Here is a 19,708-nt window from a genome sequence, read left to right on the forward strand (position 1 = left end):
AAAAAGCGCTCAGTAAAATAAAATTATATATGCTGATATGGTAACTGAGCGCGATAAAATATACGACTTTTGTCGTTGAGTATTTATACCAACCTGCATAAATCTTTGATCAATTTAACGAATTAAATTTCACTACAACGTCGTTAAAAATTTTTTATTTAGAACAACTAGATAAAAAAAATTTTGCCTAGTTCTAGCGTAATTTTCTTAACGTTAAATAGACCCCATATATAAGCAGATTGGTATTAAATACTTGCAGGCATTTTATTACAACTGGCGTAGTAACTTACCGTAGCCGGCCAATCTGAAAAAATACCCATTACCCCCACGTCCTTTGCGAGTACGTCGACTACTGTCATCATGTCGCCATCGTTATCTATAACATCAGCAATTGATTGATAGTAATAACCTCCACCTTCATTAAGCGGGCCCGAGCGCTCAAGGCTCCATGCAATAAGCTTTAAACCTGCTGCTTTTGCGTCAATAGCGTATTGCGATGGCACAATATTACTTTCGTTATCTATTGTTAGCATCATCCAAATTGGAGGAGCTAAAATCTTCACCCCATCAGCCACTAACTCATCCATACCCGGTTGCCATGTTTGTGGGTTACTTGGATCAAATCCGGCTTCACTGTCACGTCCATCTAGGTATACGCTTTTATCTGCAAAGTCAGGGTTATTGTTAATCCAGTATTTTACGTCTTCAAGGTTAAATGATTGCGGATAAACTTTTGAGGCTGGCACACCCATTTGCGTGTACTCGTCTAGCATTTTTTGCGCATATTGTTCTTGTGTCATTCCATCAAATGGCATACTTACTTGTGGCGATTTTAGCTCTGGTGTCATTTTTACACCTAGCTCATTAAACAGTGCAATGCTTTGTTTATGGGTCATCAATGTGCCGTTGGTGGCATATAAATCAGTGCGCCAACTTGGTGTGCCATCCATGTAATCGGCAACGGTCGTTGCATTAGTGTTTGCACCATCCATTTTACCTTCAAGGGTTAAAAACTCCGCTAAGCTTATATCGCTGGTACAACATTTAGCTGATGCGGCAATACCATTAGCAGGGTCGGCTGGTGTAAATGGCACACTGCATTTAGCTGCAAGTTCAGGAATAGCTAAAATATTAGTTGTGGTATGTAAATCGCATTGAGAGTGGCGACAAACAAGCTCTTTGTCGTTTGTAAATGTAACATCGCATTCAACAATGCCAGCGCCCATTCTCGCTGCCGCAATGTAGGCTTCTTTAGTGTGTTCGGGGTATTGCATTGATGCACCGCGATGACCAATAGAAAAATCGGTGCGGTAAAAAGGACCTTCGCTGCATGACTCTAATTTTGTTTTTAGTGTGCTTTGCGCCATATCGTTAATTAAATAGTCAGGGCGAGTCCCTAGCTGAATATTTACTCCTTCAGCAACCTCTACAACAATGGGCGTAGGTACTTCAACAATTTCCACTTCGGTGTTGGTAACAACCACTTCTTTTTCTACTATTTCTACATCGTCGTCGCAGCCTGCAAGTGTGGCTAACAATATACAGCTTGTAAGTAAGGTAATACGTTTCATTGTTTATCCTTAAAAAGTAAAATTTGTACTACCTTAATGATTATTAATGACAATTTTGCTACAAGCTTATTAATTTACTTTTTTATTAAGCATTTGATTGACCAATAATGCACCTAACATTATAGCAGCCCCAATACTTAACCGAACTATATCGGCATCTCTGTTCCAGATCAGCACGTTAATTATAATCCCAGCTGGAATAAGCAAGTTATTCATAACTGCCAAAGCACCTACGTTGACAAGGGTTGCGCCTTTATTCCACATAAAGTAACCAAGTCCTGATGCAACCAACCCTAAATAAATTAGTATGCCCCACTGTGTGAAAGTGGTTGGTAATTTGTTTGAGTTACCAAATAATGCATAGCAAATTGTGGCAATAATAAGTGCGCCTATAAAAAACCATCCAAATACGGCTTTATCATCAAGCTGATTGTTATTCATTAATCGTTTGTAGGTAACTTGGCCTACAGCAAAACTTATATTCGCCCCTTGAACGATTAATAAGCCGATTATGAAATCGCTATTTAGGTTTTCGTAACGAATAGTAATTGCACCGATTACAGCAATAAGTGCGACTATAAAAAAGCGTGGGTTAAAGCGTCTGTTCAATACATCATTTAGCAGGGTAATGTACAAAGGAGTCATTACAGTAAATAGCAGCACTTCGGGAACGGTTAAAAATAAAAATGAGTGGTAGTAAAAGCTATACATAACACCAAGTTGTATAGCGCCAATCAGCATAAGCTTTAAGGCTAAAGGTTTAGGCGTTTGTTTGAGCTTTAAAAAAGGTAAAAAAATCAGTGTTGCCAGTGCTATGCGTATTAATACGCTAAACCAAGCGTCAACTTGGCCTGCTAAATACACACCAATTAAACTAAACGAAAACGCCCAAAGCAAAGTGACTGCAAATAAGTACTGCATAACCATCATCTTTTAATAAATATTGAGCTAAGTTTATCTGTTATATGTGAGGGTATAAACAATAAAAGCCCGCAAGCGGGCTTTTATAAAAGTGAGCTTAATAAATTAAGTTATTTACTCAACTAAACCACGGCGCTTAAGTAATGCGTCGGTAGTTGGTTTTTGACCTCTAAACTCAATGTAGCTTTGCATTAAGTCGCGGCTGTTACCTTTAGATAGGATTTCTTTACGGAACTTATCACCATTTTTACGTGTTAAGCCGCCGTTGTTTTCCATATGTGCAAAGGCATCGGCTGCAAATACTTCAGTCCAAAGGTATGCGTAGTAACCCGCAGAGTAACCACCGGCAAATGTATGGCTAAAGTAGTTTGATTTATAACGCGGTGGTACAGGGTAGTAATCAATACCGTGTGCTTTTAGCGCATCGCTTTCAAACTTTTGAACATCAGTAATTTTTTTATCTGAGCCAAACGAGTGCCATTCCATATCAAGTAAAGCAGCTGCTAAATATTCAGTGGTACCAAAACCTTGGTTGAATTTTTGCGATGCAAGTACTTTATCAAGTAAAGCTTGTGGAATTGGCTCACCTGTTTTGTAGTGTTTGGCGTAATTAGCAAGTACCGTAGGTTCAATCATCCAATCTTCATTCGCTTGCGACGGAAACTCAACAAAGTCACGCGCTGTAGCAGTACCTGCTAAGCTTGGGTATTTAACGTCAGAGAATAAACCGTGCGCCGCATGACCAAACTCATGGAACATAGTTGACACTTCGTCAAACGTCATTAACGTAGGCTCGCCTGCAGCAGGTTTTGGAATGTTCTGCGCATTGTAAATAACTGGTTTAGTGCCTTTTAAGCCGCTTTGACTTACGTAAGCGCTCATCCATGCACCGCCACGCTTACCTTCACGTGCGTATGGGTCTAAGTAAAATAAACCGATGGCGCTGCCGTCAGCGTTAAATACTTCGTAGGCTGTAACATCTTCATGATAAACCGGTAAGTCTTTACGCTCTTTAAATGTAATACCGTATAGCTTGTTCATTGCAAAGAATAAACCATCGTGAATTACAGAATCCATTTCAAAGTAAGGCTTAACAAGGGCAGGATCTAAGTCGTACTTTTCAGCACGTACTTTTTCTGCGTAAAAAGCCCAATCCCATGGTTTAAGCTCAAAGCTTTCACCTGAATCGTTAATTACTTTTTGAATAGCAGCGGCTTCAATTTTAGCTTTTTCAACTGCTTTTGGTGCTAAGTCATCTAAAATGCCATACACGTTGTCAGTTGTTTGTGCCATACGCGAAGTCATTACATACGATGCCCAATCTTTAAACCCTAGTAGCTCTGCTTTTTGAGCGCGTAGGTTTGTTTCTTCAATAATAATTGGGCCATTAGTTTTTGCTGCACGGTTAGCAGAGGCTTTAAATATTTGCTCACGAAGGTCGCGGTTTTCAAGGCTGCTTAAGATAGGCTGCTGTGTTGTGTTAACAAGCGTGATCATGTAGCCGTCTTTGCCTGCTTTTTTAGCTGAAGCTGCAAGACCGGCAATTTCACCTTCAGAAAGACCTGCTAATTCACTTTTATCTGTAACTACAATAACATCTTCTTTAAACGATTTTAAAATGTTTTGAGAAAACGCAGTAGAAAGCTCTGCAAGTTGTGAGTTGATTTCACGCATTTTTGCTTTTTCAGCGTCATTTAATTTAGCGCCTGCTTTTACAAATTGCTTATAGTAAAAATCCACAAGGCGTTGATCTTCAGCATTAAGCGAGTCTTTGTTGTCGTAAATAGTTTGTACGCGCTTGAATAATGCACCATTTAAGTAAATGTCGTCAGAGTGAGCAGATAATACCGGCGCCATTTTTTTACTTATACGTTGGTATTCGTCATCAGAAATCAAACCTGAAAGGTTATAAAAAGCAGCTGATACACGGTTTAGTAGCTCGCCAGACATTTCCATTTCAACTAATGTATTTTTAAAAGTTGCAGGAGCTGGGTTGTTAGCAATAGCTTGTATTTGCGCAGTATGCTGAGCAATACCAGCATCAAAGCCGGCTTCGTAGTCTTTTGTACCAAACTTATCAAACTCAGGTGCCATGTATTGTAATGGGCTTGGTTTGAATAAAACATTGTTTGCGTTCATGTCTTGCACTTGTGCTGCGCTCTCTTTTGCCATGTCTTGAGGTTCGTTAGAAGAACAAGCCGATAGGATTAGGGCACTAGCAATAGTAGTGGCGATCAGGGTTTTACGCATAATAACTCCATAAAAAGATTAGCCGAAATAGGCTTTGCGAGTCGAAAAACCTAGTTAACTTATCAAATTTGTGGGTTTATACAATAAAGTTTATCGGTATTAAGGGGGATTTGAACGCAAATTAGCTAATAATTAGTATTAAGGTGGGTAAAAGTAGCTCTAAAATCAAACGTTAAAGCTACTTAATTATACGATTGTGTGCTTGAGAGGGGGTTAGTTATAACCTAAAACAAATTTTTTCTCTGAGCCAAAGCTATTAGATTGCTGCCCAAACTCTTTATTAATAGTTGCTAGAGTTTGCTCTTGTTCGGCGAGCAAGCACAAAACTTTATTTCGGTAATCTAGGCTGCTTTCAAACAATTTTAAATCTACCTGCGGCTGCAAAGTAGCGAGTCTTTGATTTAGAGTAAGTTGTGTCATATGTGATCTCCAGTGCTTGTACACTATTTATATAGCACTCGGTGCAATAAAGAGTTAATAAATTGTTTATAAAATTCATATTGAACTTATTAACTTGGCGTTTTAGTTATATTATGACGTGCTAAGCTTAGCGAAAACTGAACCACACTTATTTTTAGTGAACAAATAACAATCAAAAAAGATATTGGGAACACTTATGACCCTCGAACAAATTAATCAATACTTAGCCTTTGTAATATTCACTTATAACGATGTGAATATTACGGTAGCAAAAGTAATTCAAGTGCCACTTATATTGTTTGCTATGTGGTTTGTAGTCACACGTATTGGCAAGCTTATTAAAAAAACATTACTCGCTAAAAAAATAAGCCAAGATGCAGTGCATTTGTTTACTCGTATTTACTTTATTTTAAGTATCGCAATTTTAATTTTTACATCGCTTGAAGTGCTCAGCATCCCGCTTACGGCATTTGCTTTTGTATCCGGTGCGATTGCTATTGGTGTAGGTTTTGGTGCACAAAACATTATTAATAACTTTATCAGCGGTTGGATATTGATGTGGGAACGTCCAATTCGCATTGGTGACTTTTTAGAGGTAGGTAACGCAAAGGGCGTAGTTGAAACTATTAATACGCGTTCTACACGTATTCGCCGAAATGACGGCGTACATATGCTTATACCTAATTCTCAATTGCTCGAAAATACAGTAACAAACTGGACGCTGATAGATGGCAATGCACGCTCATCGGTCAGTGTCGGCGTTGCGTATGGTTCAGACGTTATACTGGTTAAAAAGCTTATCCAGCAAGTGCTTGATGATCATGATGCAATATTGGTTAATCCAAAGTCATCAGTGTTATTTGATGACTTTGCAGATAGCTCGCTTGTATTTAATGCTATTTTTTGGGTATGCGCCGAGTCTGAAACCATGCTTAGAAAAGTGCGCAGTGATATTCGTTTTAGTATTTATGCTGTATTTGAAGAGCATGATGTAGTGATTGCGTTTCCACAGCGCGATATTCATATAGATGGTGAAATTGCTTTTAAAAGGTCGTAGTTCTAATAAAAAAAGTCGCTTGCGGGTGACTTTTTTATGAGTAACCACAACGTTTCTATTTTGGGTTAATATGGAAGGTAATCCATTTTTCCTACTTCACTTCGCGATCTTCAATAAAGGACATATGTCCTCATTATTAGGTTTTTGCATCTAAATATTGATAAAAACACGTAATCTTGTAGTTAAATGTTGCAAAAAAGTTTCCATTTATGTTCATATTTATGCAGTAAAATTATTACACAATGGTATAATCTTAATCGTTCGTTCAGCCTTGTTACTCCGTTTTGTACTCTCGGTGATGAGGTCCGCGCGCCATATAGCAAGTCGCGAAAAATTGTACGAGCCCGCAATGAATACATTGCGCAACACAAAAAACCGTTGAACAAGAGTGCATACTAAAGGTTAATACCCGACATGAAATCATTAAAGAAATCTGCAATAGCGACAATTATTAACGCTGCACTACTATCTGCTGCTGGCACATCTATTTCAGCATTCGCCGCTGAAGAAGAAACGGCTAAAAAAAGCAATCAACTAGAAGTTATTCAAGTTACCGCCCGTAAACGCGTAGAAAATGCACAAGAAGTACCTGTAGCTGTATCTGCATTACAAGGTGATAACCTTGATGCATATAGCTCTGCAGGTATGGATATTCGCTTTTTAAATGCGAAAATTCCAAGTTTATCTATTGAGTCTTCATTTGGTCGTTCATTCCCACGCTTTTACGTTCGTGGTTTAGGTAATACCGATTTCGATTTGAATGCATCACAACCAGTATCACTTGTTGTTGATGAAGTAGTTCAAGAAAATGCAATTTTAAAAGGTTTCCCAGTATTTGATGTTGAACGCGTAGAAGTATTACGTGGTCCTCAAGGAACGCTATTTGGCCGTAACACGCCAGCTGGCCTTGTTAAGTTTGATACTGTTAAACCAAGCCAAGAATTTGATGGTTATGGCTCTGTTTCATACGGTAGCCGTGGTGCTGTAGATACAAGTGGTGCTGTAGGTGGTGCTTTAACTGACCGTTTATCTGCTCGTGTTTCATTATTATGGCAAGACAAAGACGATTACATTGATAACCAAGCTCCAGGCTTTGAAGCTAAAGATGAGCAAGGTGGTTACACTGAAAAAGCGGCACGCGTTCAGTTTTTATATGAAGGCGATGATTTTACTGCTTTATTAAACTATCACACACGTGACTTAGATGGCTCACCAATTGCCTTTCGTGCAAATGTAATTAAAGCGGGTACTAATGAGCTAGTAGATAACTACGAAAATGATGTTGTTTATCAAGATGCGGCATCTCGCTCTACTCAACAAGTAGAATCGGAAGGTGCAAGCTTAAAGCTTGAGTGGGAACTTAAAAACCACACAATCACTTCTATTTCTGCATGGGAAAGTGCTGAAATTTATTCTCGCGCTGACATCGACGGCGGTTATGGTGCTTCTTATATTCCAGATTTCATGGGACCCGGTTTTATCCCTTTCTCTTCAGAAAGTGCTGATGGCATTCCAGATCACGACCAGTTGACGCAAGAGCTACGTTTATCTAGTAACTTTGATGGTGACTTAAATTATCAAGTAGGTGTATTTTACTTTGATGAAGAGCTAACGATTGAAAACTTCAGCTACGATACATTCTCAACACCTAATGCTGGTGCTTTAAATGGTTATGTTCGCCAACAACAAGACACAACTGCATGGGCTGTATTTGGTTCTGTAGATTATACTTTTTCAGATGATTTAAAAGTAACAGCGGGCCTTCGTTATTCTGATGATGATAAAGATTTTGTAGCTGATCGTACACTTAGCCCAATTGGTGGCGGTGCATTACTTGTAGAGCGTGATGTTAGTGACGACCATGTTAGCTGGGATTTATCTGCAAACTATAAAGTAAACGATGATGTTAACTGGTACGGCCGTGTAGCAAACAGCTTCCGCGCACCTAGTTTACAAGGTCGTATTTTATTTGGTGATGACGTTACAACAGCTGAGTCAGAAACGGTAACATCGTACGAGACAGGTATTAAATCAGACGTGCTAGACGGCCAAGGCCGTGTAAATGCAACTGTATTTTACTACACGATGGACGACCAACAGCTTACTGCTGTAGGCGGTGGTGCTAACTTTAACCGTTTAGTTAATGCTGATAAAACGACTGGCTATGGTTTTGAGTTAGATACGCAGTGGGTATTAAGCGATGAGTTTAATGCAACGTTTAACTTAAGCTACAATAAAACAGAAATTAAAGATAACGATTTAGCTGTCGCTGTTTGTGCTCAATGTACTGTAACTGACCCAATTAATGGTTCTGGTCTTGCTGTACTTGATGGTAATAGCTTACCGCATGCTCCTGAGTGGATCTCTAACTTTACGCTTCGCTACACTAAAGAACTTGCCGATGGTAACTTCTTCGCAAGCGGTGATATTTCTTATCGTAGTAAAATCAATATGTTCCTTTACGAATCAGTAGAGTTTGAAGGTAAAGAGCTTATTGAAACAGGTCTTCGTACAGGTTACACATGGTCTGAAGGCGATTACGAATACGAAGTTGCTGCGTTTGTTCGTAACTTATTTGACGAGCAACAAGTTATTGGCGCTGTAGATTTCAATAACAATACAGGTATTGTTAACGAAGAGCGTTATGTTGGTGCTGAATTTAAAGTTAACTTCTTCTAGAGATAACCTTAAATTATATTAATTTTTAAAAGCCTGCCTTGTGCAGGCTTTTATGTTTTTATAAAGCTGGTAAAGTAGCGTTAATTAATTTAAAGAGATAAAAAGATGGCTGGATTTTGGAATTACCGTGTAATTTTTTGTGAAGCAACGAAAGACGAAGCAGCGCAATATCAAATACATGAAGTAGAATATAACCTAAATGGTAAAGTAACTAACTGGTCAGAAACTGGCGCAGCCCCTTTTGGAACAACCTTAGATGAGTTGAAAGATGACTCTGAGCGTTTAAAAACTGCATTTGATAAACCAGTACTTAAAGTTGTACGTAAAACGCGTGGCTACGAGCTTGTTGATGTTGAAACGGGAGAGGAAGCAACGGGTGAGCCGCCAGCAGGCTTAACGCAATAACTGTATTTATATAAAAGGTGCTTAAGGCGCCTTTTTTATTGTCAAAATTTAGCACAAGTTAAATAAGGAATGAGGATGACTTTAAAAGCAATATTATTTGATATGGATGGCACATTAGTTGATTCAGAAAGCATGCACTTTGTATGCTGGAGTAAATTACTTAAACCCTACGGTGTTAGTTATTTAGAAAATGATTTTTGTCAGCGCTTTTCGGGACGGCCCACTTTAGAAGCCGCAATTGAAATTAAGCAAGAGCATAACTTATCGGTAAGTGCACAGTTTTTAGCAGATGAAAAATACCGTTTATTTGGTGAATATGTAGTAACACATTTACCGCCACTGATGCCATTTACAGAGCAAACATTGAAAGCTGTAAAAGCGAGTGGCTTAAAAATGGCGCTAGTAACAGGCAGTGCTAAAAGTGAAGCTATGCCAATACTGAAAGGCTTAGGGTTTTATGAGCTGTTTGATACGGTGGTTACAAAAGATGATGTAACTAATCCTAAACCTGCAGGGGATCCGTATTTACTGGCACTTGAGCAGATAAATATACAACCTGGCAATGCAATTGCTGTTGAGGATACTTACACAGGGGTAACAGCTGCTAATAATGCTTTGTTACGTGTTGTAGCCATTGCCAATAGCCATACTAAAGATCACGACTTTAGCCAAGCTACCTATCAAATGAGCAACTTAGATGAGTTTTGGCAATGGGCGCAATCTCAACTATAGTTTAAGCCAACTTTTACGTGCTTGGATGCGCCAATGTTTACTATTAAACACCTGCTTTTAATTGTTATTGTACTTTTTACGCAATGCATAAGTGCAGCACAACCGTCTGTTTTACTGGCTAAAGTATATGACGAAACGAAGCATTATGATGTAAGTAAATATTTAGTCAGTGAAAAATATGATGGCGTAAGAGCTATCTGGACCGGCACGGAGTTTGTCACTCGTAAGGGTAATATTATCAATGCGCCAAGTTGGTTTACAGCGCCATTGCCAAATATATGGCTTGATGGTGAGCTGTGGACTAAACGTGAGCACTTTTCTGCGCTTAGTGGCATAGTCAGAACTAAAAAACCTAATAATCATGATTGGCAAACTATTACTTATAAAGTATTTGATATGCCAGATAAAAATCTGCCTTTTAGCACTCGCTATAAAAACTATAATGAGCTTATTACTAGCCTAAACTCGCCGCACATTAGTGCTGTAGTTCAATATAGCTTTACAAATAATGAGCAACTTACAGAGTATTTTGAGAACATAACTAAGCAGGGCGGCGAGGGCGTAATGCTTCATTTGGCCAGCGCGAAGCACAGCAATGGAAGAAGTAATGCATTACTAAAATTAAAACCTTATTTAGATGCAGAAGCGGTTGTAATTGCGCACTTACCAGGCAAAGGTAAATATCAAGGTATGTTAGGGGCATTAAGGGTAAAAACAGCGCAGGGGCAGGTATTTTCTATTGGTACTGGGTTTAATGATGCACAGCGCTCCATCCCACCGGAGATTGGTAGTACTGTAACGTACCGATTTCATGGCTTAACAAAAAATGGGTTACCGCGTTTTGCCAGTTTTTTACGGGTCAGAGATAGTTTATAACATTTATAAATTTTACAAAGTGTGCTAAATTGCGCGGCCTTTTTGGTAATGTGTGGTGAAGTATGTTTGTAGGTTTTGATTACGGTAGTTCTAATTGTGCTATGGGTGTAATGAGCGAGGGTAATGTTCAATTAGTACCGCTAGAGCAAGGAAAACATTACTTACCGTCTACACTTTACACTCATCACAGCGCGTTGGTTGTTGATTTTGTTGCTAAGCATTTACATGGCACAGCCCATGAGCATGACTTTTTAACGCAGCGCCAAGCATTATTAAATACCTTACCTCGTATTAAGTCAGACCTTGATTTACAACCTTCAGATGAAACCCTATTTATTGGTCGTGAAGCGATTAGCGAGTACGTGCAGTTTCCTGAAGAAGGCTATTTTGTTAAGTCTCCTAAATCATTTTTTGGTGCAACAGGTTTAAAGCAAGGTCAAATTAACTTTTTTGAAGATATCGCAACCGCGATGATCTTAAAAATTAAGCAACGTGCTGAGCTCTCTTTAGGTAAAACACTTACACAAACAGTGATTGGTCGCCCAGTAAACTTTCAAGCTGTGGGTGGTGAGCAATCAAATCAACAAGCGGTCGGTATTTTAGAGCGTGCTGCTAAACGTGCTGGTTTTAAAGACGTAGAGTTTTTATATGAGCCACTTGCTGCGGGTATCGATTACGAGAGTGATTTAACTCAGGATCAAAAAGTACTCGTTATTGATATTGGTGGTGGTACAAGTGACTGCTCATTTGTACAAATGGGCCCAAGCTTTAGAGGAAATAGCCAGCGCGATAGCGATTTTTTATCTCACAGTGGTAAACGTGTTGGCGGAAACGATTTAGATATTGCTTTGAGCTTTCATGGTTTAATGCCGTTATTGGGTTTAGGTAGTACGTTTAAATCGGGTTTGCCTTTGCCTAATCAAGCGTTTTGGCAAGCGTGTAAAATTAACGATGTAAACTTACAAAGCCAATTTTATAGTGAAAGCCATACCCGAGAGCTAAACGCACAATTACGTGATGTAAGTGCACCTGAGCTTTATAAACGTTTAATACATTTACAGCAAAACAAGCAAGGCCATCAGTTAGTGCAACAAGGTGAAGCGGCTAAAATAGCACTTTCGTCTGCTAGTGTGTTTGATTGTGATTTAAGTTTTTTAGATAGTGGGCTGAATAAAAATGTATCTGTAAGAGATTTAGCTGTTGCCGTTGAGAGTAGTATTAGCCAAATAGTTACTTTAGCAAAACAAGCAATCAGCGACGCTGCGACCACGCCAGACATTATTTACTTAACAGGCGGTAGTGCACAGTCACCATTGATTAAAGCGGCTTTAAGTGAGCACTTAGGCGATATAAAGATGGTTAACGGGGATCACTTTGGTAGTGTAACCGCTGGCCTGACTAAATGGGCCAGCATGCTTTATAAATAACCTAGATTACAATTGAGGTTTAAAGATCTATTTGTCGGGTTGCGAGGTATTTTTCGTAATCTGGCAATGTGCGTTCAAGCTCTACGTCCATAAGCGGTGAGCTTAATAACATATCTGCACTCACTTCATTACACGCCACCGGAATATTCCAAACAGCTGCTAAACGCAGCAGCGCTTTAACATCAGGGTCATGAGGCTGTGATGCTAATGGGTCCCAAAAAAATATTAAAACATGTATCTCATGTTCTGCTATTTTAGCGCCAAGTTGTTGATCGCCGCCCATAGGACCACTTAAAAGCTGAACTACATCAAGCCCCGTAGTTTTTTGAATTAAATGCCCCGTAGTACCTGTGCCATATAAAGTGTGCTTACTTAGTATTTCTTTGTGCTTTTCACACCATAATTTTAGTGCTGCTTTTTTACCATCGTGTGCCACTAAAGCAATATTTTTTTGTGCGGGAAGAGATTGTGTTTTTTGTTCCATGCTAATTCTTTTTATTGATGAACCTAAACTCGGAAGAATAAATCTCTTAACCAAAGTGCAGGTTAGTTAAAATAATAGATTGATAGCAAGGGCAATAAATACAATGCCAGTGATCCTATCAATCCAAAGTTGGCTATTTGGGTTACGTCTAAAAAACTGTGCAATTTTGTCGCCAAAATAAATATACGTGCAGTCAATCGGAAAAGCAAAAAGAGGGTAAAGTAAGCCAAAAAATGCGAGCTGAAAAGTAGCCGATGAAAGCGTTGGATCTACAAATTGTGGAATAAATGCAATAAAGAATAATGCTACTTTAGGGTTTAATACTTCAGTCATCATGGCCTGAAACATGACATTACTTTTTTTACTGGTACTTATATGCGGTTTATCGGTTTGCTTGTCATCAGATGTCGGCTCTGGCTGCTTTAGCGTGCCTTTAATCATCATAAACCCTAAATAGCATAAGTATGCTGCGCCTGCATATTGCACTGCGGCATAGGCACTAGGGGAAGCTTTCAGTACTGCGCTTAGGCCTACAACAGCAAATAGCGTATGAACAACCCCACCTAATGCAAAACCAAAAGCACTTTGCATACCAGCACTTCGACCATTAGCAAATGTTTGCGCCATCAAAAATGCATTTGATGGCCCAGGCGCTACTGCCATTAAAAAACTGGCTAATAAAAATGAGACTAGAAAGTCAGGATTGATCATTGAGTACTTTTAGCCGGGTGTAAAGTATGTGCTTTTTTGCTCATTAAAATAAGCCAAAGCGGAACTAGCAATAATAAGTGAAAAGCAATCAACCACGGTGTGCTTAGCCCTAAATATTGGGTTAAAACAACAAGTATACTCGCGCCACTCATTTGCATAGCACCGAGTAATGCAGAGGCTGTGCCTGCTTGTTTAGGAAAGCTAGACAGAGACATTCCTGCAGCAGAGCCTAAACTTAAAGCAAACCCTAATGCAGCAATTAAGATAGGTAGCATAAGCGCAAATGCTGTTTCTATATGACTCAAGGCTAGCATTAAAATGCCTGAGAAAACCAGTACACTCACACCGACACGCAAAGCACGTTGGCTATTTCGTTTAATGTAGGTAGGTAAAATAAAACTTGCGACAATACTTATTACGGCATTTAACGTAAACCAAAAAGTAAAGTCGGCTACGGTACCCCCTAAATGTGTAATAAGCCAGCCTGGTGAGAGCGTTACATACACTAATATGGCTGACATTGAGACCATACAAATTAGGCTATTAAACAAAAATACCGGTGTTTTAATAATCGGTGTAAAGCGACGTAAATCTAAAATATGCCCCTGATAATGGCTATCAGCAGGACGAGTTTCTCTAAAAAAGAATAGGGTAACAATAAGGCCCAAAATAGCAAACGCGGTTAAAAACATAAAGTTCATACGCCAGCCAAACTGTACGGTAAGCCAAGCCCCTAAAATAGGTGCCATTGCCGGAATAAAGCACACAATCCCGTTAAGGTAGGTAATCATTTGTCCGCTTCGTTCACTGCCATATTTATCACGCACTATCGCAAATGCGACAACAAATGTGGCACACGCTCCAAATCCCTGAAAAGCACGTGCTATTAGTAATATCTCAAAAGAAGGCGAGTAGTATGCGAGTAATGCAGAGCTTGCATACAAACTAATGCCCACTACTGCCACTGGTTTTCGGCCAAATCTATCAGCCAAAGGGCCCGCAATTAATTGGCCTAAACCCACTGTAAGCATAAAAATAGCAACGGTTTGCTGTACTTGTTGTTCAGTAACTGCAAATTGTTCTGCAATAGTTGGAAAAGCAGGTAGGTAAATATCGATTGCCATAGGGCAAAATATAACGAGTAACGCTAAGATAAGTAACAAAGTCATATTAGGTTTAGCGGGCTGTGTTTGCATTGAGTCTCCTTTTGTCGAGTATTTTAGGTGGGCACTCATAAAAAAGAAAGGGCTTATGACCCCTGCATAGGCCGTCATTCTTACTTTTTGATTGGATTAAGCGAAAAAGCCAGCATAAATGCACTTTTTAAAACTGGTCTGATGTGTTAATTTTAAAAAAGTAACTGTTGATGGAAAATAATAATGAGTAATAAATCTGCACTTGTACAAACATGGCATAAATTTAAGCGCCTACCTTTTGGGAATTGGCTTTTTACTAAAGCTGTTTGCTTTAAAGCGCCATATTTTGGTTCGATGAAACCTTACGTACTCGATTTGAGAGAGGGCCATTGTAGTGCGGTGGTTAAAAACCGCCGAAGCGTTCATAATCATATTGGAACTATTCATGCTATTGCGCAGTGTAACTTAGCTGAATTGTGTGCAGGTGTAATGGTTGATGCAACAGTGCCAGTTAAAACGCATCGTTGGATCCCAAAAGGGATGACAGTTAGGTATTTGGCTAAAGTAGATACAGATGTACGAGCAGTCGCTGAAATTGATTTACCACATAAGTGGATTGATAAAGAAGACTTAGTAGTACCGGTTAAACTGTATAATACCCGCAATGAGCTTGTTTTCACTGCAGATATTACTATGTACATTACTGAGAAAAATTAATTTACGTAAAGCTAATTTGACTTAGCTTTTATCAGTGGCTTGTTTATTTACAAATGATAAGTCGCTGCCATCTTCTTTCAATAATGCTTTAACTTCTTTTGCGGGTTTTAGTTCTTTCGAAATTAGTTCCGGCTCTTCTTTTTCAAAGCGTTGCTTTAAACTGCCTTCAATTACTGCGCCTGCATCAATACTCAATGTATCGTGAAATACATCGCCATGAACATGAGCGCCACTTTGTACTTTTACTTCACTGGCATTAATTGACCCAATAACTTTACCTTTAACAATAACGCTTTTAGCTTCAACAATACCTTCAACAACTCCCGCTGAGCCAATAACTAAATGCTCCACTTTTATGTCACCATCAATACGGCCATCAAGCTGTACTTCACCTTGGCTAACTAAAGTGCCTGTAAGGCGTACGTCTTCAGAAATAATAGACGGTGTGTGATTCACTCTTTTTAAATTAGAGCTAACTGTTTTTTGTTTTTTTCTACCAAACACGAGAAAGCGCCTTTGTTATTTTTAGAGGATTGACTTGTTTACCATTAAGTAATACTTCGTAGTGTAAATGCGTGCCTGTGCTTCGGCCGGTGCTGCCCATTAAACCGATTACATCATGTTTAGTGATTGATTGACCTTTCTTTACTTTAATTTTATTTAAGTGTCCAAATCGAGTCACTAAGCCATTTTTATGTTCAAGCTCAATAAAGTTACCATAACCACCATTACGACCGGCACGAAGCACTACAGCGTCTGCTGGAGCGAATATTTCGGTTTTATGCCAACCGGCTAAATCAATTCCTTTATGAAAGGCATGATTACTATTCATGGGATCTTTTCTAAGGCCAAAATTACTCGAAATATAGTATTTAGCTTTAGCTAAAGGCAGGGTATTTGGTAGCTCAGTTAAAAAGTTTTCTAAATTATTTAATATTAATAGCTTATCAACGATGGCTAAAAAGTGGCTCGGAATTTTTGTTTCGTTAAATATATCAAGTGGCCCACCTTGTGCAGTTGTCTGGGCGCTTAATATTAGGTGTTGCTCAAGCGCAGACTCAATTCCTGCGCCTTTAACCATAGCTAAAATGGCTTGGTGACGTTCACTAATTTGGTTATCTAAATAGGTAAAGCTTTGCTCATAATGATTATTTAAGTTGGCCACTCTTGTTGCGAATGTAATTGGAGCGATTAACTGTGCTTGTTTACCTTTTTGATTTTCATCGACTAATGGTTCATGAAATTCATTGCCATTTTCATTAATAGGTACATCAAGTTCTGTATCAAGCTTAATAACGTCTTTGCTAATTGAAGCAGGAAGGGATTCTATCATGCTTTGCAGTAGCGCCTGCTTTTGCTCAAGAATTGCAAGTTGCTCTAACTGCGTTGCTTGAAGGGCTTGTTGCTCACTGACTTTTTGTTGCCACAGCGTTTGCTCGGTTATTTGATTTTGTTTTATGTCAGAGATTTTATTTGTTTGTGTATAAACACGAAAGCTTGAAATACTCAGCCAAGTAAAAGTGACTAAAATAAGCAACGCTACAAGAAGTTGAAACCAAGAGGCTAAAACAACATGCTTAACTTCGCCATTTTGACGAATAAGTAGCTGACGAGCAGGGAAAAATTTATGATAAAAAGACTTTATAAATACTGACATGGCATATAAACACTGGCTATTAACCGAATTAAGATAGCAATTTGAGTTAAAAAAGCTAGAAAAAAATTGTAACTGTTCAAAAATTAATAAAAAAGGGCTGCTTTTAGTAAGCAGCCCTTTTAATAAATTTTTTAATATGCGTATTATTTTGCCGGTATTACAGTACTCTCTACAGAGCCAAAACCTATACGTGCATAGCCTTCTTTTTCACACCAGCCACGCATAATAACGTTATCGCCATCTTCTAAAAAGCTACGTTGTTCGCCATTACTTAGCGTGATTTTTTCTTTACCGCCACGAGAAAGCTCAAGTAATGAACCTGCTTCTTCGTGCGTTGGACCCGACTGAGTGCCCGAACCTAGCATGTCACCTGGCATAAAGTTACAGCCATTTACTGTGTGATGAGTAACCATTTGTGCCACAGTCCAGTAAGAGTGCTTAAAGCTAGATGTTGATACGCGCGTTGGGTTATGGCCTTCGCTACGCATTTTTTGCGTTTGAATTCTAACATCCATTTGAATATCAAAAGCACCTTGGTCGCGATTCGCTTTTGATTCTAAATAGTCCATTGGCTGTGGATCGTTTTCATCACGGGTCCAACTTGTTCTGTACGGTGCGAGTGCTTCTGTTGTAACAATCCAAGGAGACACTGTTGATGCAAAGTTTTTCGCTAAAAACGGACCTAATGGTTGGTATTCCCAAGCTTGTAAGTCACGGGCCGACCAGTCGTTAAACACACAAAAGCCAAATACATGATTTTCTGCATTTTCGATTGCAATTGCATCGCCAAGCGCATTGCCTTTACCTAAGTAAATGCCAAGCTCTAGCTCGTAATCAAGGCGTTTACATGGGCCGAATGAGGGTACATCAGCATCAGGTGCTTTAGTTTGTCCTTTAGGACGGTGAAATGTTTGCCCAGACACATCAATAGATGAAGAACGACCATGATAACCAATTGGTACCCATTTATAGTTAGGTAGTAATGGGTTATCAGGGCGAAATAAACTACCTACTGCTGTTGCATGATAAATAGAAGTGTAAAAATCGGTGTAGTCACCAATACGACATGGTAATGAAAATTCAATATCAGCTTGCGATATTAATACGCTCGCAATATCTTTTTGACAATCAGCGCCTTCGCGTAATGCTTTTGAAAGGGCCAAACGAAGTGCTGACCAATATTGCTGCCCTAAACCCATAAATGTATTTAGCGTTGACTCGCTCGCTGCATCGAGTGCTGTTTTAGCGTCGCCTGTAAATACATTTAGCTCATTTAGTTTTGCAAGGTCGATAACCTGATCACCTATCGCAACACCGCCACGAAATACTTCGTTAGTGCCTTTGCGACGAAACTCGGCAAATGGTAAGTTTTGAATAGGGAAGTCGCAATTGGCAACATTAGCTGACTCTACCCAGCTTGTTAAATTAATATCATGGGTTTCGTTAATTAGGCTCATTACATTTCCTTTGGTTTAACTGTATGGCAACAATGGAGTATTTATTTAAGCATACTTGCACTTTGAGCCATACATTTTAAATATTAAAACGACAAAAAGCAGCGAAGGTCGCTGCTTTTAATTTACTCAAATATTTTATAAAACGCCGCGACGCTCTTGGTCACGTTCGATTGATTCAAATAATGCTTGGAAGTTACCTTCACCAAAGCCACCATCATCAACGCGTTGGATCATCTCTATAAAAATTGGACCAAATAAGTTTTTAGAGAAAATTTGTAATAAATAACAATTTTCACTTTGGCTATCTACGAGTATCTGATGCTCACGAATTTTTTCTTTATCTTCAGCAACCCAAGGTACACGGTCAAAAATAGTATCGTAGTACTCTGGGATAATATCTAAAGTGGCAATTGTTGATTTATCAAGCTTATCAAGAGAGCTTACTAAGTCATCTGTTAAAAACGCTAAATGTTGAACGCCTGGGCCGTTGTACTCACCAAGGTATTCATCAATTTGGTTGTTATCGTTACCTTTACCTTCGTTTATTGGAATAGAGAAGGTGCCGCATGGCGATTTAAGTGCATACGAAATAAGCGCTGTTTTTTGACCTTTAATGTCAAAGTAGCGTACTTCAGTAAAACCAAATACGTCTTTATAAAAGTTAGCCCATTTTTCCATGGTGCCTTTATAAACGTTATTGGTTAAATGATCGATTCGGATAAAGCCTTTATCTTCTACAACATTTTGCGTTTCTAAGTCTTCAAAATCACTTTCGTAAATAGTGCCTTTGTCGCCAAATTGTTCAATAAAGTAAATTAGGCTGTCGCCAATACCATAGATCGCAGGGTAAGGCATATTTTTATGCGTTGAGTCGGTCGCTGGTTTTGCACCACGTTCTACAGCTGTTTCAAATGCTTTTTGCGCATTCTCAACACGCCAACCCATTGAACAAATAGCAGGGCCATGGCTTTTAGCAAATTCTGCAGAAAAACCTTCACGCTCGTTATTCAGTAAAAAGTGAATATCGTTTTGGTTGTAATAAACAATGTCTTTACCTTTGAATTTTTTAAGCTTAGAGAAGCCAAAATCAGTAAATACTTTATCCATATAATCAGCATCAGGTGTTGCGTACTCGGTAAACTCAATACCGACTAAACCCAAATAGTTATTTACTTCACTCATTATTATTACTCCCGCAATTAAGCACT

At 38.9% G+C, this 19,708-nt stretch carries 18 protein-coding genes; 7 read left to right on the forward strand and 11 right to left on the reverse strand.

Annotated elements, in window-relative coordinates:
* Positions 1-245: 245 nt before the first annotated feature.
* The 4 genes from H5126_RS00990 to H5126_RS01005 form a co-directional block, all read right to left on the reverse strand.
* Positions 246-1,571 (reverse strand): glycerophosphodiester phosphodiesterase family protein, encoded by a 1,326-nt coding sequence (locus H5126_RS00990; protein ID WP_182695991.1) that lies wholly within the window; start codon positions 1,569-1,571, stop codon positions 246-248.
* A 69-nt stretch (positions 1,572-1,640) separates the two neighbouring features.
* Positions 1,641-2,492, reverse strand: coding sequence for a carboxylate/amino acid/amine transporter (locus H5126_RS00995; RefSeq protein ID WP_024597044.1), 852 nt, complete (start codon positions 2,490-2,492; stop codon positions 1,641-1,643).
* Between the two features lie 114 nt (positions 2,493-2,606).
* Positions 2,607-4,742, reverse strand: coding sequence for a M3 family metallopeptidase (locus H5126_RS01000; RefSeq protein ID WP_182721405.1), 2,136 nt, complete (start codon positions 4,740-4,742; stop codon positions 2,607-2,609).
* Positions 4,743-4,955: 213 nt separating this feature from the next.
* Positions 4,956-5,162: a hypothetical protein gene (locus tag H5126_RS01005; RefSeq protein ID WP_002958182.1), complete on the reverse strand. Its 207-nt coding sequence runs from the start codon at positions 5,160-5,162 to the stop codon at positions 4,956-4,958.
* A gap of 196 nt (positions 5,163-5,358) precedes the next feature.
* On the opposite strand from H5126_RS01005, the gene H5126_RS01010 reads away from it, so the two are divergent.
* The 6 genes from H5126_RS01010 to yegD all read left to right on the forward strand — a co-directional run bounded on the left by H5126_RS01010 (position 5,359) and on the right by yegD (position 12,338).
* Positions 5,359-6,219 (forward strand): mechanosensitive ion channel family protein, encoded by an 861-nt coding sequence (locus H5126_RS01010; protein WP_002958183.1) that lies wholly within the window; start codon positions 5,359-5,361, stop codon positions 6,217-6,219.
* Between the two features lie 414 nt (positions 6,220-6,633).
* Entirely contained in the window at positions 6,634-8,898 is a 2,265-nt protein-coding gene (locus tag H5126_RS01015; RefSeq protein ID WP_024595666.1) for a TonB-dependent receptor, read from the forward strand.
* 105 nt (positions 8,899-9,003) lie between these two features.
* Positions 9,004-9,303, forward strand: a complete 300-nt coding sequence (locus H5126_RS01020; RefSeq protein ID WP_002958185.1) for a hypothetical protein — start codon at positions 9,004-9,006, stop codon at positions 9,301-9,303.
* 75 nt (positions 9,304-9,378) lie between these two features.
* A complete protein-coding gene (locus H5126_RS01025; RefSeq protein WP_024595667.1) occupies positions 9,379-10,035 on the forward strand; it encodes an HAD family phosphatase in 657 nt (218 codons plus the stop codon).
* Positions 10,036-10,068: 33 nt separating this feature from the next.
* A complete protein-coding gene (locus tag H5126_RS01030) occupies positions 10,069-10,911 on the forward strand; it encodes a DNA ligase (protein WP_182721406.1) in 843 nt (280 codons plus the stop codon).
* A gap of 62 nt (positions 10,912-10,973) precedes the next feature.
* A complete protein-coding gene (gene yegD / locus H5126_RS01035) occupies positions 10,974-12,338 on the forward strand; it encodes a molecular chaperone (protein ID WP_024595669.1) in 1,365 nt (454 codons plus the stop codon).
* A 19-nt stretch (positions 12,339-12,357) separates the two neighbouring features.
* On the opposite strand, the gene H5126_RS01040 is transcribed toward yegD, so the two are convergent.
* From H5126_RS01040 to H5126_RS01050, 3 genes are all read right to left on the reverse strand, one after another.
* The gene (locus H5126_RS01040; RefSeq protein ID WP_002958191.1) at positions 12,358-12,822 is read right to left on the reverse strand and encodes a methylglyoxal synthase; all 465 of its coding nucleotides are present in this window, start codon (positions 12,820-12,822) and stop codon (positions 12,358-12,360) included.
* Positions 12,823-12,888: 66 nt separating this feature from the next.
* Positions 12,889-13,533 carry a LysE family translocator gene (locus H5126_RS01045; RefSeq protein WP_024595670.1) on the reverse strand — a complete coding sequence of 215 codons (645 nt, stop codon included), beginning with the start codon at positions 13,531-13,533 and terminating at the stop codon, positions 12,889-12,891.
* Positions 13,530-14,729 carry a multidrug effflux MFS transporter gene (locus tag H5126_RS01050; protein WP_182721407.1) on the reverse strand — a complete coding sequence of 400 codons (1,200 nt, stop codon included), beginning with the start codon at positions 14,727-14,729 and terminating at the stop codon, positions 13,530-13,532. The genes H5126_RS01045 and H5126_RS01050 overlap by 4 nt, the downstream gene beginning before the upstream one ends.
* Positions 14,730-14,912: 183 nt before the next feature.
* Between H5126_RS01050 and H5126_RS01055 the strand changes: the two genes are divergently transcribed.
* Positions 14,913-15,386, forward strand: coding sequence for a hotdog fold domain-containing protein (locus H5126_RS01055; protein ID WP_024595671.1), 474 nt, complete (start codon positions 14,913-14,915; stop codon positions 15,384-15,386).
* Between the two features lie 21 nt (positions 15,387-15,407).
* On the opposite strand, the gene H5126_RS01060 is transcribed toward H5126_RS01055, so the two are convergent.
* The 4 genes from H5126_RS01060 to hppD all read right to left on the reverse strand — a co-directional run bounded on the left by H5126_RS01060 (position 15,408) and on the right by hppD (position 19,682).
* On the reverse strand, positions 15,408-15,890 hold the full coding sequence (locus H5126_RS01060) for a polymer-forming cytoskeletal protein (protein WP_182721408.1): 483 nt from the start codon (positions 15,888-15,890) through the stop codon (positions 15,408-15,410).
* The gene (locus tag H5126_RS01065; protein WP_039487126.1) at positions 15,880-17,043 is read right to left on the reverse strand and encodes a M23 family metallopeptidase; all 1,164 of its coding nucleotides are present in this window, start codon (positions 17,041-17,043) and stop codon (positions 15,880-15,882) included. Before H5126_RS01065 ends, H5126_RS01060 begins: the two co-directional genes overlap by 11 nt.
* A gap of 143 nt (positions 17,044-17,186) precedes the next feature.
* Positions 17,187-18,500, reverse strand: coding sequence for a fumarylacetoacetase (gene fahA, locus H5126_RS01070; RefSeq protein WP_182721535.1), 1,314 nt, complete (start codon positions 18,498-18,500; stop codon positions 17,187-17,189).
* A 135-nt stretch (positions 18,501-18,635) separates the two neighbouring features.
* Entirely contained in the window at positions 18,636-19,682 is a 1,047-nt protein-coding gene (gene hppD / locus H5126_RS01075) for a 4-hydroxyphenylpyruvate dioxygenase (protein ID WP_002958202.1), read from the reverse strand.
* Between the last annotated feature and the right edge of the window lie 26 nt (positions 19,683-19,708).

The sequence above is a fragment of the Pseudoalteromonas sp. SG45-3 genome, from assembly GCF_014164075.1.
In the GTDB taxonomy this organism is placed as follows: Bacteria; Pseudomonadota; Gammaproteobacteria; order Enterobacterales; family Alteromonadaceae; genus Pseudoalteromonas; species Pseudoalteromonas distincta.

Excerpts from the sequence above, each read along its gene's own strand:
- H5126_RS00990 (WP_182695991.1), bottom strand. The coding sequence starts at position 1,571 with ATGAAACGTATTACCTTACTTACAAGCTGTATATTGTTAGCCACACTT.
- H5126_RS00995 (WP_024597044.1), bottom strand. The coding sequence starts at position 2,492 with ATGCAGTACTTATTTGCAGTCACTTTGCTTTGGGCGTTTTCGTTTAGT.
- H5126_RS01000 (WP_182721405.1), bottom strand. The coding sequence starts at position 4,742 with ATGCGTAAAACCCTGATCGCCACTACTATTGCTAGTGCCCTAATCCTA.
- H5126_RS01005 (WP_002958182.1), bottom strand. The coding sequence starts at position 5,162 with ATGACACAACTTACTCTAAATCAAAGACTCGCTACTTTGCAGCCGCAG.
- H5126_RS01010 (WP_002958183.1), top strand. The coding sequence starts at position 5,359 with ATGACCCTCGAACAAATTAATCAATACTTAGCCTTTGTAATATTCACT.
- H5126_RS01015 (WP_024595666.1), top strand. The coding sequence starts at position 6,634 with ATGAAATCATTAAAGAAATCTGCAATAGCGACAATTATTAACGCTGCA.
- H5126_RS01020 (WP_002958185.1), top strand. The coding sequence starts at position 9,004 with ATGGCTGGATTTTGGAATTACCGTGTAATTTTTTGTGAAGCAACGAAA.
- H5126_RS01025 (WP_024595667.1), top strand. The coding sequence starts at position 9,379 with ATGACTTTAAAAGCAATATTATTTGATATGGATGGCACATTAGTTGAT.
- H5126_RS01030 (WP_182721406.1), top strand. The coding sequence starts at position 10,069 with ATGTTTACTATTAAACACCTGCTTTTAATTGTTATTGTACTTTTTACG.
- yegD (WP_024595669.1), top strand. The coding sequence starts at position 10,974 with ATGTTTGTAGGTTTTGATTACGGTAGTTCTAATTGTGCTATGGGTGTA.
- H5126_RS01040 (WP_002958191.1), bottom strand. The coding sequence starts at position 12,822 with ATGGAACAAAAAACACAATCTCTTCCCGCACAAAAAAATATTGCTTTA.
- H5126_RS01045 (WP_024595670.1), bottom strand. The coding sequence starts at position 13,533 with ATGATCAATCCTGACTTTCTAGTCTCATTTTTATTAGCCAGTTTTTTA.
- H5126_RS01050 (WP_182721407.1), bottom strand. The coding sequence starts at position 14,729 with ATGCAAACACAGCCCGCTAAACCTAATATGACTTTGTTACTTATCTTA.
- H5126_RS01055 (WP_024595671.1), top strand. The coding sequence starts at position 14,913 with ATGAGTAATAAATCTGCACTTGTACAAACATGGCATAAATTTAAGCGC.
- H5126_RS01065 (WP_039487126.1), bottom strand. The coding sequence starts at position 17,043 with ATGTCAGTATTTATAAAGTCTTTTTATCATAAATTTTTCCCTGCTCGT.
- fahA (WP_182721535.1), bottom strand. The coding sequence starts at position 18,500 with ATGAGCCTAATTAACGAAACCCATGATATTAATTTAACAAGCTGGGTA.
- hppD (WP_002958202.1), bottom strand. The coding sequence starts at position 19,682 with ATGAGTGAAGTAAATAACTATTTGGGTTTAGTCGGTATTGAGTTTACC.